This window comes from Kitasatospora griseola, assembly GCF_014648555.1.
GTDB lineage: Bacteria > Actinomycetota > Actinomycetes > Streptomycetales > Streptomycetaceae > Kitasatospora > Kitasatospora griseola.
Window position 1 is genome coordinate 448,579 of the sequence record NZ_BMRI01000001.1, and the last position, 14,287, is coordinate 462,865.

Consider the following 14,287-nt stretch of genomic DNA (forward strand, 5'->3'; position numbering starts at 1 on the left):
GTCCCCGCTCAGGGCACTTCCTCCGACTGCCCGCCCGGTCTCCACCGGGCGGGCAGTTCGCGTTTCCGGCCCCGAACGACGACTGCCCTCGGCGGCTGGGGGGATCAACCACCGTGGCAGGAAAGGGCATCGGCGCGAACGGTGCGGCGAGGTAGGGTGCGGGGTGCCTGACACTGCCCGTGCGTGACCAACTACTCGGGGGAACGATGTCGACTCCGCCGCCGCATCAGCTCCAGGGCCACCGCTCCACCAGCAGCTTCTCGCGCAGCACCCGCACCTCCTCGACGACCGGCGTCAGGACGGGCACGGTCACCACCATCGGCCCGGACGGGCCTTCCGTCGACGGCGGCAGCCCCGACGGAACGGGCCCGGGCGGCCCTCGCCGAAGCCGTTCCGGGCACGGGCTGTGGTGGGGCATCGGCGGCGCCCTGGCGGCTTCGGTGGTGTGGGCGGCAACCGTCCTGACGGTCCCCTCGCTGATCAACGGCGATTCGACGTCGGGCTCCCCGAGCGTGGCCGGCTACCGGGTGGTCGACGACCTGTGCACCACCGCCCGCCTGACCACCTTCAGCCAGCTGTATCCCGCTCCATCAGGCAGCCCCTACCACTACACGACGCGACACCGGGCACTGGACGAGATGTACTGCAGCCAGTACCGCAAGAAGGTCGGCGGCGACCAGGACCTCTACACCCTCTACCTGCAGGTGCAGCTCCACCGCGAGGTGGACCCGCGCCCGGAGTTCGACGCGCAGCGCGACGGGCTGGCCCAACGCCGCTACCTGATCAGCACGGTGCCCGGCCTCGGCGACGCGGCCTACGTCGGCTACCTCGACGATCCCGACCGAAGCAGCCCGGGCCGGCACTACCTCACCCAGGTCCTGTACGTCCGTCAGGGCGGCATGACCTGCTACACCAGTTGGTCCGCCTCCTACCAGGACGGCAGGGGCACCGCCCCCGACCGCGACCAGGTCCGTACCGCGCTGCTGTCCGACACCCGCGAACTCCTGCGCACCCTCGGCGGATCCGCCTGACCGAATCCGGGAGCCTGACGGGGCCTCCCCCGGCATCCCCCGGATGGACCTGCTTCGGCAGCGCCGTCGAGGGTGGCTCAGTAGGGGCGCGAGCCGGCCCGGGAGGCGCGGGCCACGGCGACCACGGCACGCTCCAAGGCGTACGCGGGGTCGTCGGAGCCGCCCTTGACGGCCGCGTCGGCCTCGGCGACAGCGGTGAGGGCGGCAGCCACGCCGTCGCCCGTCCAGCCACGCATCTGCTGGCGGACCCGGTCCACCTTCCACGGCGGCATGCCCAGTTCGCGGGCCAGGTCCGCAGGGCGCAGGTTGCGGCCGGCGCTGGCGAGCCGGCCGATGCTGCGCACTCCGGAGGCCAGCGCATACGTGATGCCCGTGGGCGGCTGGCCGACGGCCAGCGCCCAGCGCAGCCGCTCCAGCGCCTCGGCGGCCCGGCCGGTGACAGCGAGGTCCGCCACCTCGAAGCCGGTCGCCTCGGCCCGCCCGCTGTAGTACTTCGCGACCGCGGTCTCGTCGATCGGACCCTCGATGTCGGCCGTCAACTGGCTGCAGGCGGCTGACAGTTCGCGCAGGTCGCTGCCCAGCGAGTCGAGCAGCGCCTGGCACGCCTCCGGGCTGGCAGCCCGGCCCAGGGTGCGGAACTCGTTGCGGATGAACGCCAGCTTCTCGCTCGCCTTGGTGAGCTTGGCGCACAGGACTTCCCGCGCGCCCGCCTTCTTCGCCGCGTCCAGCAGACCCTTGCCCTTGGCGCCGCCCGCGTGCACCAGCACCATGATCACTTCTTCGACCGGCGACTCCAGGTACGCCTTGACCTCCTTGACCGCGTCGGCCGCGAGGTCCTGCGCGGCCCGAACCACGATCACCTTCCGCTCCGCGAAGAGCGAGGGGGTGGTGAGCTCGGCCAACTGCCCGGCCTGCAGCGCCCCCGGCGCGAGGTCGCGAACGTCCGTCTCCGGATCCGCCGCCCTCGCCGCCGCCACCACCTCGGCGACCGCGCGGTCCAGCAGCAGCTCCTCCTGGCCGACCGCAACGGTCAGCGGGGCGAGCAGGTCGTCGGGTGCACTCTTCCTGGCCATCGCCTACCAGGATCGCACGCCGTGCCGACAGGCCTGCTCCGGCACGTCCCCGCAGCTCTCCACCAGCACCGTCCGCCGGCCCGGCACGACGGGACGGAACATGGGGCGGGGCCGCCGCCGCACCGCCTGGCGGGCTGGGGAGAATGATGCCGTGATCAAGAACAATGACCGTCAATTGCTCGTCCTTCCTGACCGCGACGCGGCGGATGAGATTGCCGAGGAGTTGAGTGCGCGCTGGCCCGACCTGGGCGAGGTGGAGGTGGTCCGGGACTCCCTCGCCGGCGAGGACGACGCCGAGGACGCCCAGTGGATCGTGGTCGTCGAGGCCCCCGAGGACGAGGGCTGGACGCCGCAGCTGCTGTCCGAACTCGACCGGCTCGTCGCCGAGCAGGACGGGTGGCGCGAGCAGGACTGACCTGCCCCACCACCGACCCCGCCAGGCTTGGCCTGGTTCCCGTCCGAGCGAGGCGCACCCACCCGCTCGGACGGGCGCTCTGTCTGCACCGTTCGGCCTGCCGGTTCAGGCCTTTGCCATCGCCGACAGCACGCCTGGGCTGCGCTGCCTGGGCGTCAGCCGTGGGCGGAGCGCAGGTGGGATGCCACGGCCAGGGACGGCGCATCTCCCAGCACCGCGATGTCCCCCACCCGGTCGGTGCGAACCACCGTCGCCCCCAGCGCCCTGAGCCCGCTCACCGTCTGGGGCGACGGGTGCCCGTACGGGTTGCCGGTACCGCAGGAGATCAGGGCCAGCCTCGGACGGAGTGTGGCCATCAACGCCCAGTCCTGGTTCGCCGATCCGTGGTGCGCCACCTTCAGGACGTCCACGCGCCCCAACCTGGGAGGGCCGGGCCCGCCATGGCGATCGACCGAGTCGGCGGCGTTCACTGTCGCGGCCCAGCCGTCGAGCGTCCGAACCGTAGCGTGCACCGCTGTCGGCTCCGTGCCCGAAGGCGGGGGTGGAGCCCGCTCGTCGGGTCGGGGCGTCGGCGGCAGGCCCAGGGTGAGCAGGGCTGCCTGAGCCGGAGGTTCCAGATCGCCCAGCAGGGCTACCCGGATCGGGGCGGCAGGTGGGCCGAGGGTGGCGAGGATCGCGATGCTGGAGTTGTTGGGACCGGTCGCGTCCGGTGCCGGCGGCGACGTGGGCCACACCACTTGCCAGGCGAGTTGGGCCCCCGCCGTTCGGCGCTCGCCCCGCTCGGCCCGCAGCACCGGGACTCGGTCGTCGGCTGCCCAGCGCAGCACCCTGCTCCGTTCGCCTTCCGGCTCGTTCGAGGCGGTCACCTCGATCGCACCGACCTCCCGGCCGCGCAGCACCCCGGGAATGCCCTCCGCATGGTCGGCGTGGAAGTGCGTGAGGATCAGGACCGGCACTCTGGTCACCCCGAGTTCCCGCAGGCAGGCATCGGCTGACTTGGGGTCGGGCCCGGCGTCCACCACCACCGCGCTGCCGGGCTCGACCGGCAGGACAGTCATGTCGCCCTGGCCGATGTCGCACATCGCCAACCGCCAGCCCCGGACCGGCCACCCGGTCGCCAGCCGGCTGACGACGGGTGGACGCAGCAGGACGATCAGCAACAGCACGGCGACCGCAATCACGGACCACACCCTGGGGCGCCGGCGCCCGGACCGCCGCCGCCCGCCCAGCAGTGGAGGCAGCGCCCAGGCCAGCGCGACGATGACCACCACCAACAGTGCCGATCCGAACATGCCACCAGGCCAGGCGAGTTCGGCACCGGGAAGCTCGGCGCCCCGGCGCGCCACGACGGCAAGCCATCCGACGGGCAGCGCGGCAAGGTCCGCCAGGAACTCCGCCGCTCCTTTCGAGAGGGGCGCGACCGCGAGCGCGCCGAAGCCGAGCAGCGTGGCGGGTGCGACTGCGATCTCAGCCAGCAGGTTGCACGGAATTCCGACCAGGCTGATCCGCGGCGCCAACAGGACAGTGACGGGAGAACAGAACGCCTGCGCCGCCGCGGTGGCACCGACCGCCGATGCGAGGTGGTGCGGCCAGCGGCGTGCACGCAGCGCGGCGGTCCATCTCGGGCCCAGGATCAGGAGCCCTGCCGTGGCGAGCGCGGAGAGCAGGAAGCCGTAGGAGCGGGCCAGGTAGGGATCCACCAGGACCAGGATCAGCACGGCGCCGGCCAGTGTGGGCAAGCCCCGTCTCGGTCTGCCGGTGGCGAGGGCCAGCAGTCCGATCAGGCCGGTGGCGGCCGCTCTGAGCACGCTCGGGTCTGGTCGGCAGATGGTGACGAAGGCCAGCGTCAGTCCTGTTCCGAGCAGTGCCGTCGTCCGGAAGGAGAGGCCGAGCAGACCGGCCAGCCCGCCGCGACCCGGCACGTCCGGGTCGGCCGGGGTGCCTCCGACCAGAACCGCCAGGATGATCGCCAGGTTGGCCCCGCTCACCGCCACCAGGTGCCCGAGGTCGGTGGACCGGAAGGCGTCCGCCAGGTCGTCCGGGAGCCTCGTCACATCGCCCACCACCAGTCCGGGGAGCAAGCCGCGAACGTCCGGCGACAGGTGGTCGCAGGCATCGCGTAGCCCCCTGCGAAGCTGGGCGGCAAGGCGTTGCGGGAGGCTGGGCGGTGCCAGGATCCTGGGCTGCCCTTGCGGGGTGAGCAGTGCCGCCGAGTCGGTCCGGGGCCGTGCAGCCGAGCTCGCCCCCGCAGAAGGGTTGACCGGTTGCTCCGGCAACACCTCTGCCTGCACTTCCAGTTGGGTGGAGGGGATCAATTGCTGCCACTGCTCCGCGTCCTGGGTGCGGATCAGTAGCGTGACGGGCGTTCTGGTCACGGTGGCGACCGCGCCTGCCTGCTCGATGCCGGCTGCTGGGCGGACGCGGGTGACGAGGGCGGAGACCGTGAAGGTCGGCTGAGAGAGGGCGCTACCCCGGGTGTGCGATCCGTGCAGCTTGGGGTCGCCGGTGATGGTCGCTTCAACAGTGACCTCCGGCTTGGCTGTTCGTCCGTCTCCGGAGAGGGACCGTGAAGTCGGCCCGTCTCCGGAGTCGGACCGAGCGGGCTGCCCATCCGCGTCCGGGGGCAGCTCCGGGCTGCCCGGGGAGTCCGGCTCTCCCCGGGCAGGTGTCGGCGTTGGATGCGCCAGGGCGGGCAGCGGGCCCCGGTGCAGGTCGGCGGTGTGGAGGACGGTCGTGGTCGCCGCCGCTGCTGCGGTGAGCAGGATGGCGGCTGCAAGTCGATGGATCGAGCGATGAGGTCCCTTCGAGGTGAGCAGGCCGAAGGCCATCGCGCCGCCCAGCAGAGCACTCAGAAGCAGCGCCGGGCGGTGTCTGGCGTCCAGGTCGAGGACGACGGCGGTGACCAGCCACGCGGTGATGGCCGGGAGGAGAAGCCGGTAGTCGGTTCGGTCGGGGGCGGCGGAGGGCAGGGCCGGCATTGGGCATCTCCTCTCGGCGTGTTCGTTGGTCGACTTGTTGATTTGGCGGCCTGCGGCACGACAGCACGACCGTGCCGCGCCAACCGGACAGCTGGTGGGCGGGTAGTGGGTGGCGGCGGGTCAGGCCCGGCCAGAGCAGCGCGCGAGCGGCTGTGCCTCCTCAGCGGGTAGGGGGCGGCGAGCCGCTCAGGTTGGGGGCTAGAGCATGGGACAGCCTCCTGACGGGAGACGAACGGTGGGGATCACAGCGTGAGCAGTGGTTTGAGGTCCTCGTACTTTCGGGGGCCGATGCCGGGGACGTGGCGGAGTTGGTCGAGGGACTGGAAGGGGCCGTGCGTCAGGCGGTACTGGAGGATGCGCTGAGCCAGGGCGGGCCCGACACCCGGTAGCGAGTCGAGTTGTTCGGCGCTGGAGTGGTTGAGGCTGACTGGACCGGCGGGAGCGGCAGGTACTCCGCCGATGACGTTTTCGACACCTACGAGGATCTGTTCTCCATCAGTGAGTGGACGGGCGAGGTTGAGGGGACTGGTGTCCGTCCCGGGGATCGGGCCGCCGGCGGCGGTCAGGGCATCGGCGACCCGTGAACCTGCGGGGAGGGTTCGTAGGCCGGGGTGCTGGACCTTGCCGGCGATGTCGATGACCAGGGACGGCCGGGCTGAATGGTGAGTGGGTGCTCCTTCGGTGGCGAGGTCGGTGGTGGAATCGGCGATGGAAATGGCGGGAACGGCGACAGGGTGTGGCCGGCCCAACCAGAAGTGCTGCGCGGCGTAGCCGATGGCGAGAACGAGCAGGACAGCGAGGCCGAGAACGGCGCGGCGGTCGAGGGCAAAGGCTCCGGGGAGGCGGAACCGCAGGGGAAGTCTTGGCTGGTCGGTTTGGTGGGACACGGCTGTAGGTTCCGGAGCTGACGGAGTGTCGGGCCGGGGCGGGTCGGAGTACGACTGGAGGTCGGCCCAGTCGTCCAGCGGGGAATCGGGATCGGCAGGCGTCGACGAGTCGATGTCGGACACCGCGGGCGGATCTCGCTCCGGGACCGCACCGTGCCGAATCGCAGGCTGTCCGGTGGCCCGATCGGTGGAGCGCGGGGCAGCCGTGCCGGCCGAGCGCGCGGCCACCCCGTACATCGCCAGGATGCGCGGCGACGACAGTGCGTACGGCGGATCGGGAGCGGCTGTCGCACGTGCCGCTGCTCGCTCAGGCTCCGGAGCAGCGCTGATCGCGTCATGGTCCGCAGACACCGACGACTCGCCACTGCCCACTTCTGCGGCCCTCGCGGGCTCCGGAGTGCAGGACACCGACTCGGTCGTTGAATCGGTGGTCGGGTTGAGATCGGCGGGCAGGGCGGGCGGGAGGAGCAGGCCGAGGCGGGCTCTGGCAGTCGCGACGGTCTGACGACGGCGGGCTTGGGGTGTGGTGATGGTCCTCATGGCGAGGACAGTAGGGCCGACCTGACACTCGATCAGAGAATTGGCCCGCCCCTGTGGATAACCCGGGCCTGTGGATAACTCTCGTCGCCCGGACGAGTGAGTTTGGCGTCGCTCAGCGCGAGGATGCGACGACCGGTGCCACGACGACCGCCAGCAGGCCGGGGCCGACGTGCGCACCGATGACAGCACCGACTTCACTGACGTAGAGCTCGTTGATTGCCGGCACCCGCTCCCTCAGCCGCTCGGCCAGCGCCTCGGCCCGCTGCTCCGCGGCCAGGTGGTGGACGGTGATGTCCACCGGCTGTGCTCCGGCATGCTCGACAGCGATCTCCTCGAGTCGGGCAATGGCGCGGGAAGCGGTGCGCACCTTCTCCAGCGGCTCGATCCGACCACCGGCGAGGTGAAGCAGGGGCTTCACGGCCAGCGCGGAGCCGACCAGCGCCTGGGCGGTTCCGATCCGGCCTCCGCGCCGCAGATGCTCCAAGGTGTCGACGTAGAAAAAACCGTTGGTGACTTCGGCCCGCCGCTCGGCAGCGGAGACCACCCGATCCAGGTCCGCTTCAGTGCTGCCGCCGTCCACCTCGACGCCCACCTCACCGACCGTCTCCGCGGCCCGAGCGGCATCGAGGGCATCGGCGAGCTCGGCGGCGGCCAGCACGCAGCTCCCCAGCGCCATGCCGACCAGTCGGCTGTCGACCACCCTGACCGGGATCGGTGCCGTGGCGGCCGCCAGCTGGGCCGCCTCCACGGTGCCGGACAGTTCGGCGGACAGGTGGATGGAGACGATTCCCCTGGCGCCGGCCTCGGCGGCGGCCCGATAGGCGGCCGTGAACGTCTCGGGGCTGGGCCGGGAGGTGGTCACCCGGTGTTTGGCGCGCAGGGCCTCGGCGACATCCTTCGGAGAGATCTCGACGCCTTCCGCGAAGACTTCATCACCGACCGCGACGCTGAGCGGTACCACCTGGAGGCGGTGCCGGTCCACCGCTTCTCGGGGCAGATACGCGGTGGAATCCGTGACAAGTGCGAGGTGGCCGAGCATGAGCCGGAGGTTACCCTCCGCAGAGCCAGGATGACAGTGCCCGTCCTGTGGCGGTTTGACCTCCACAACGGCGGGTAACTTTCACGCCACGGACCGCAACCGTCTCGTGACGTGGGGTCACGGGTGGTTGGGTCCGGCGGGGTTCGGCTTGCGCAGGCGGTCGGCGAGGCGGGAGAGCGGCTCGGCAGCCAGCCCGAGCAACTCCTCGGCGCTGCTCTGGCGTCCGGTGCCGATTCCCTTCCGGCGGTCGGCGGGGCCATCGGCGGAAGCGGCGGCGCTCCGGGCATCGGCGGTAGACGCAGGGCCGGCGGCGAATTCGGAGCCGCGGTCGGCGGCGGGCTCGGCAGGAGTCCAGTGCCGCAGCGCTCCGGCCTCGTCCCGACACTCCTGGCTGAGGCGGGCGAGCTCGTCGTCGGCGAAGCGGCGCATGCGGTCCTGGGCAGCCCAGCGCAGGGAGTCCGCGGAGTGCGTGATCCGCTCGGTGCGTTCGCGCAGTTCGGGGAGCTTGGCGGCGACGCGGCTGTTCATCGGCTCGCGTTCCAGTAGGCGCAGTTCGGTGTCGAGTTCGGCTGCGTGCGAGTCGAGGCGGGCGAGGAGCTGGAGCGCGTCACCGAGCTGACCGTCCTGCGGGAGGCCGCCCTGCAGGACCTGGCGGGTCGAATCCAGCGCGGTACGCAGGGACAGGCGGAGGCCGGCGATCCTTCCCTGGTCGCCGGGCTTGGTGATGGTCTTCGCCCGGAGGGTGGCATTCTCCACCGCCCGCTGGGCGTTGGAGCTGTGCCGCTCGACCTTGGCGGCCACGGCCTTCGCCGCCTTGACCGTCCCGACCACCGCCATCACCAGCAGCGTCACTCCGAGCAGCGCGACCAGCGCTACGACAACACCGAGCGCTTCCATCGGGAGCCCACCTCCGCCCGTGACCGGCGGCGGTCCGCCGAATGCGGGCCGCCTGTCCACCGGTCTCCACCGTAGCTCGGCCGGGCAGCGGGCAGCAGACGTTCAACCGCCTGGAGAACGGAGATCAGGGACAGCTCAGGGATGTCCCCCAAGCGATCACCCGGAGTCCGCCAGTACACGCCACGCGATCGACACACCCCTACGAAGAACGGAGCCACCTTGTTCGAGCTCTTCCACCGTCTCCGGCCCGTCCGACGAGTCCGACAGACCCGCCACGCCCCACGAACGACACGGACCGCGCGAGCCGCACCGACCTTGCGGACCCTTCGCCTCCTGCCCCTGTCTCTCCTGTTCGCGCTCGCTCTCGCCTGCGCCGCCGCCCAGGAGTGCACCCTCCCGCAGCCACAGACGGCGAAGGGCCGGCCGCCCCGTGTTCGGGACAACCGGCCCTGCCGATCCGACGATCGCTCAGCAGAGGCGACGTCAGCCAGTGACGATGTTCACCAGCTTCGGCGCGCGGGCGATGACCTTGCGCACCTCCGCACCGCCGATGGCGGCGACCACGGTGGGGTCGGCCAGGGCCAGCGCCTCCAGCTCGGCGTCCGAGATGGCCGGCGAGACCTCCAGGCGGGCCTTGACCTTGCCCTTGATCTGCACGACGCAGGTCACGGTCTCGTCGACGACGTACGCCGGGTCGGCGACCGGGTAGTCGGCGAAGGCCAGCGACTGCTCGTGGCCCAGGCGGCGCCACAGCTCCTCGGCGATGTGCGGTGCCAGCGGGGCGATCAGCAGGACGATCTGCTCGGCGACCGAACGCGGCGTGGAACCGCGCTTCACCAGGAAGTTGTTCAGCTCGATGGCCTTGGCCACCGCGGTGTTGAACCGCAGGTTGGCCATGTCGCCGCGGATGCCGTCGATCGTCTTGTGCAGCGCCCGCAACGTCGCCTCGTCCGGCTCCTCGTCCGTCACCACCAGCTCGCCGGTGATCTCCGAGACGATGTTGCGCCACAGCCGCTGCAGGAAGCGGTAGGAGCCGACCACCGCGCGGGCGTCCCACGGGCGGGAGACGTCCAGCGGGCCCATCGACATCTCGTACAGGCGCAGCGTGTCCGCGCCGTACTCGTCGGCGAACTCGTCCGGGGCGATCGCGTTCTTCAGCGACTTGCCCATCTTGCCCGCCTCGCGACGGACCTTCTCGCCGTTCCAGAAGAACTCGTCGTCGATCTCCTCGACCTCCGCAGCCGGCACCGGGAAGCCCCGGTCGTCGCGGAAGACGTCGGCGGTGATCATGCCCTGGTTGAACAGCTTGTGGAACGGCTCGACCGAGGAGACGTAGCCCAGGTCGTGCAGCACCTTGTGCCAGAAGCGGGCGTACAGCAGGTGCAGCACCGCGTGCTCGGCGCCACCGACGTACAGGTCGACGCCGCCGGCCGGCTTCTCGACGGTCGGGCCCATCCAGTAGGCCTCGTTGGCGGGGTCGACGACCGAGGTCGAGTTGACCGGGTCGACGTAGCGCAGCTCGTACCAGCAGGAACCCGCCCAGTTGGGCATGGTGTTGGTCTCGCGGCGGTAGGTCTTGGGGCCGTCGCCCAGGTCCAGTTCGACGTTGACCCAGTCCTCGTTGCGGGACAGCGGGGTCTTCGGCGAGGAGGTGGCGTCGTCGGGGTCGTAGGTGTGCGGCGAGTAGTCGTCCACCTCGGGGACCTCGACCGGCAGCATCGACTCGGGCAGCGCGTGCATCGCACCGCTCTCGTCGTAGACGATCGGGAACGGCTCGCCCCAGTACCGCTGGCGGCTGAACAGCCAGTCGCGCAGGCGGAAGTTGACGGTGCCTTCGCCGATGCCCTGCTCGGCCAGCCAGGCGGTGATCCGGGCCTTGGCGTCGACCACGGACAGGCCGTCCAGCGAGACGCCGTCACGCTCGGAGTTGATCAGCACCGAGTCGTAGGTGTCGAAGGCGTCGTCCCAGGTGTGCGGGTCCTCGCCGCGCCCGTCGGTGGGCCGGACGACGCAGCGCATCGGCAGGTTGAACGCCTGCGCGAACGCGAAGTCGCGGCTGTCGTGCGCGGGGACGGCCATGATCGCGCCGGTGCCGTAGCCCATCAGCACGTAGTCGGCGATGAACACCGGGATCTGCTCGCCGCTGACCGGGTTGGTCGCGAACGCGCCGGTGAACACGCCGGTCTTCACCTTGGCGTCGGCCTGGCGCTCCACGTCGGACTTGGCGGCGGCGGCCGCGCGGTACGCGGCGACGGCCTCGGCCGGGGTCGCGGCACCGCCGGTCCACTCGTCACGGGTACCGGCCGGCCATTCGGCCGGGACAACGGTGTCGACCAGGGCGTGCTCGGGGGCCAGCACCATGTAGGTCGCGCCGAACAGGGTGTCGGGGCGGGTGGTGAAGACGGTGACGGTGTCGCCGCCGACGCCGAAGTCGACCCGGGCGCCCTCGGAGCGGCCGATCCAGTTGCGCTGCTGCAGCTTGATCGCCTCGGGCCAGTCCAGCAGGTCCAGGTCGCTGATCAGGCGGTCCGCGTAGGCGGTGATGCGCATCATCCACTGGCGCAGGTTGGACTTGAACACCGGGAAGTTGCCGCGCTCGGAGCGGCCGTCCGCGGTGACCTCCTCGTTGGCCAGCACGGTGCCCAGGCCGGGGCACCAGTTGACCGGCACCTCCTTGGAGTACGCCAGCCGGTAGTCGCCCAGCAGCTCGTCGCGCTCGACGCCGGTCAGCTCGGCCCAGGCACGGCCGCCCGGCACCTCGCGCTCGCCGGACTCGAACTGGGCGACCAGCTCGGAGATCGGGCGGGCCTTGCCGGCCGCCTCGTCGTACCAGGCGTTGAAGATCTGCAGGAAGATCCACTGCGTCCAGCGGTAGTACTCGGGGTCGATCGTGGAGATCGACCGGCGCGAGTCGTGGCCCAGGCCCAGCCGGCGCAGCTGGCGGCGCATGTTGGCGATGTTGTCCTCGGTGGACACCCGCGGGTGCACGCCGTGCTGCACGGCGTACTGCTCGGCGGGCAGGCCGAAGGCGTCGTAGCCCAGGGTGTGCAGGACGTTGTGGCCGGTCATCCGCTGGTAGCGGGCGTACACGTCGGTGGCGATGTAGCCCAGCGGGTGGCCGACGTGCAGACCGGTGCCCGACGGGTACGGGAACATGTCCATGATGAAGCTGTGGGGCTTCGCGGCGACGGCCGACCCGTCGGCCAGCGGGCCGGTCGGGTTGGGGGCGTTGAACGTCCCCTCCTTCTCCCACAGGTCCTGCCAGCGGGACTCGATCTCGGCGGCCAGCGCGGCGCCGTAGCGGAAAGGCTCGGTGGCGGCTTCGGCCGCGCCGGAAGCGGGGGTCGTCTCGCTCATGGTCCTTCAGGCTCCATCGTCATCAGTCAGCGAACAGGCCGTAGAAAGCAGAAAACCCCTCCGCAGGAGGGGACGCCACGCCGACTCCGGCACCCAAGCCGGTCCTGGTCAGCGCGGCCGGCTAAGAAGCAGGCGCACAGTTCGCATGGGCTCAGGGTACCGCACCCCTTCAACACCCTTTCGCGTCACCGCGTCAATCCCCCGACCACGGCAGCGGCCGGATCACTCGTCACCCCCTCGACCACGACCACAGCCACAGTCGGATCTCCGGTCACTCCCCCGCCCGCTCCCTCCAACCGACTGCCCGCCCTACCCGATCCCCCCAACCGACTGCCCGCCCCGCCCGGCCGGCCGTCCGACCTGTCGCTACGCCTCCGCGCGCATCGCCGAGTCGAAGTCCCGCAGGGCCCGCGCCACTCGGGCGGACTGCATGCCGGCGGCGAGCCGGCGGGCCCGGTCGGCGATGTCCTCGGCCTCCGCGCGTTCGCCCGTGCGGCGGTAGGAGTCGGCGAGGCGCACCATCAGCAGCGCCTTGACTCGGGCGCGTTCTGCGGTGAGCGCCTCGATCGCGCGCTGCAGCAGGCCCCGGGCCTGCTCGTGCTCGCCGAGCAGCAGGAAGCCCTCGCCGATCATGCCCTCCAGGTCGGCGCGTTCCTGGTCGTGTCCGTCCAGCCCCTCCAGCATCCGGAACGCCCGCTCGGCGACCGCCTCGGCGCTGATCTGCTCGCCCTTGCGGCCGTGCGCCCGGGCGATCCGGCCGAGTTGCAGGGCCCGCTCACGAGGTGTCAGCACGTCGTCGGCGGCGCGCAGCGCGGTGGACAGCATCGCCACCGGGTCCAGGCCCCGCCCTCCGGAGTTGTAGGTCGCCTGGACGGCGAGGCAGCCGACCACGCCGACGCCGAGCCGCGGGTCGCCGGAGACGTGGGCGGCGCGCAGGGCCGCGACGAAGGCACGCTGCGCGGCGGCGTCGTTACCCATGTCGTAGTTCGCCCAACCGACCAGCCGGGCCAGCCTGCTGGCGGCCCCGTACAGTTCCCGGCCGAGCGGCTCGTCGTAGCTGCCGAGCTCCAGCAGCTTCCCCACCATGGCGAGTTCGGCCTTGGCGAGGTCGAGGATCAGTCCGCCGCCGTAGGCACGCTCCAGACGCTGCTTGGAGTCGTAGGAGAGCCGCAGGTCGGCCAGTTGCTCGGGAGCGATCCGGAGCGCGCCCTCGCCGCCGGTGACGGGCGGTGGCGGCGAGGCCCAGTGCCGGGCTGCCTGCTCCAGCTCGTCGCCGCGGAACAGGTCGGTGAGCCGGACCGGGGCGCCGTCCGCGCCGGCCTCGCGGAGCGCGGTCTGCGCGGTGTCAGCGGTCCACGGATCCGTCAGCAGCCGGGGCGAGAGCATCTTGGCGCCCCGGTTGGAGCCCATCTGCCCCCACAGCTGCTCGTAGGTGACGGCGATGCCGACGCAGCGGCCGAGGACCTCGCAGACGGTCTGGTCGTGCGGCGAGCGCGGCACCATGCCCCGGTCGCGCCACTTGTAGGGCGCGGTCGAGCTGATCGCCATGCCGGGCGGCAGCACCGCATTCACTTCGCGGGCCAGCCGCTCCGGGCTCCATCCCAGCTGGTGGAGTATCCGGGCGAGCTCGTCGTTCCGTTTTCGCGCCAGATCGGCCATGGCACGACGGTAGCGGCCCCGCGCCCCGCGTGGCAGGGGAGTCGGATGAACGACCGAAGGCCGCCCCTCGCGGGACGGCCTTCGGATTACTGTGGAGCTAAGGAGAATCGAACTCCTGACCTATTGCATGCCATGCAATCGCTCTACCAACTGAGCTATAGCCCCATGCTGTTACTGCCTTCACCTGCAGTTTCCCTTGCGGTTCCCCTTGGCGACATCGACAACTGTACACGGTCGACGGTCCAGGCCCTAATCCGTTCCGGGCGCCCCACAGGCAGCCCCGGGAACGCCGAAGGCCGCTACCCGTCTCGGGTAGCGGCCTCGCAGAACTGCTGTGGAGCTAAGGAGAATCGAACTCCTGACCTATTGCATGCCATGCAATCGCTCTACCAACTGAGCTATAGCCCCGCA

At 71.2% G+C, this 14,287-nt stretch carries 9 protein-coding genes and 2 tRNA genes; 2 read left to right on the forward strand and 9 right to left on the reverse strand.

Annotation, left to right across the window (positions count from 1 at the left end):
• The first annotated feature begins 206 nt into the window (after nucleotides 1-206).
• Nucleotides 207-1,031: a hypothetical protein gene (locus IEZ12_RS02010; RefSeq protein WP_189270443.1), complete on the forward strand. Its 825-nt coding sequence runs from the start codon at nucleotides 207-209 to the stop codon at nucleotides 1,029-1,031.
• A 77-nt stretch (nucleotides 1,032-1,108) separates the two neighbouring features.
• Here IEZ12_RS02010 and holA read toward each other — a convergent pair whose 3' ends face one another.
• A complete protein-coding gene (gene holA, locus IEZ12_RS02015) occupies nucleotides 1,109-2,104 on the reverse strand; it encodes a DNA polymerase III subunit delta (protein WP_043913947.1) in 996 nt (331 codons plus the stop codon).
• 151 nt (nucleotides 2,105-2,255) lie between these two features.
• On the opposite strand from holA, the gene IEZ12_RS02020 reads away from it, so the two are divergent.
• The gene (locus IEZ12_RS02020) at nucleotides 2,256-2,519 is read left to right on the forward strand and encodes a hypothetical protein (protein ID WP_043913948.1); all 264 of its coding nucleotides are present in this window, start codon (nucleotides 2,256-2,258) and stop codon (nucleotides 2,517-2,519) included.
• A gap of 155 nt (nucleotides 2,520-2,674) precedes the next feature.
• Here the strand turns inward: IEZ12_RS02020 and IEZ12_RS02025 are convergent, their stop codons facing one another.
• The 8 genes from IEZ12_RS02025 to IEZ12_RS02060 all read right to left on the reverse strand — a co-directional run bounded on the left by IEZ12_RS02025 (nucleotide 2,675) and on the right by IEZ12_RS02060 (nucleotide 14,284).
• Complete coding sequence (locus IEZ12_RS02025) at nucleotides 2,675-5,347, reverse strand: ComEC/Rec2 family competence protein (protein WP_189270444.1); 2,673 nt, start codon at nucleotides 5,345-5,347, stop codon at nucleotides 2,675-2,677.
• 392 nt (nucleotides 5,348-5,739) lie between these two features.
• Nucleotides 5,740-6,924: a ComEA family DNA-binding protein gene (locus tag IEZ12_RS02030; protein WP_229847149.1), complete on the reverse strand. Its 1,185-nt coding sequence runs from the start codon at nucleotides 6,922-6,924 to the stop codon at nucleotides 5,740-5,742.
• Nucleotides 6,925-7,036: 112 nt separating this feature from the next.
• Nucleotides 7,037-7,963: a DegV family protein gene (locus IEZ12_RS02035; protein WP_189270445.1), complete on the reverse strand. Its 927-nt coding sequence runs from the start codon at nucleotides 7,961-7,963 to the stop codon at nucleotides 7,037-7,039.
• Nucleotides 7,964-8,080: 117 nt separating this feature from the next.
• Nucleotides 8,081-8,860, reverse strand: coding sequence for a hypothetical protein (locus IEZ12_RS02040; protein WP_189270446.1), 780 nt, complete (start codon nucleotides 8,858-8,860; stop codon nucleotides 8,081-8,083).
• Nucleotides 8,861-9,343: 483 nt separating this feature from the next.
• Nucleotides 9,344-12,217: a leucine--tRNA ligase gene (gene leuS / locus IEZ12_RS02045; RefSeq protein WP_189270447.1), complete on the reverse strand. Its 2,874-nt coding sequence runs from the start codon at nucleotides 12,215-12,217 to the stop codon at nucleotides 9,344-9,346.
• 366 nt (nucleotides 12,218-12,583) lie between these two features.
• Nucleotides 12,584-13,876 (reverse strand): tetratricopeptide repeat protein, encoded by a 1,293-nt coding sequence (locus IEZ12_RS02050; RefSeq protein ID WP_189270448.1) that lies wholly within the window; start codon nucleotides 13,874-13,876, stop codon nucleotides 12,584-12,586.
• Nucleotides 13,877-13,968: 92 nt separating this feature from the next.
• Nucleotides 13,969-14,041, reverse strand: a tRNA-Ala gene (locus IEZ12_RS02055).
• A 170-nt stretch (nucleotides 14,042-14,211) separates the two neighbouring features.
• Nucleotides 14,212-14,284: transfer RNA gene (locus IEZ12_RS02060), tRNA-Ala, on the reverse strand.
• Nucleotides 14,285-14,287 lie beyond the last annotated feature (3 nt).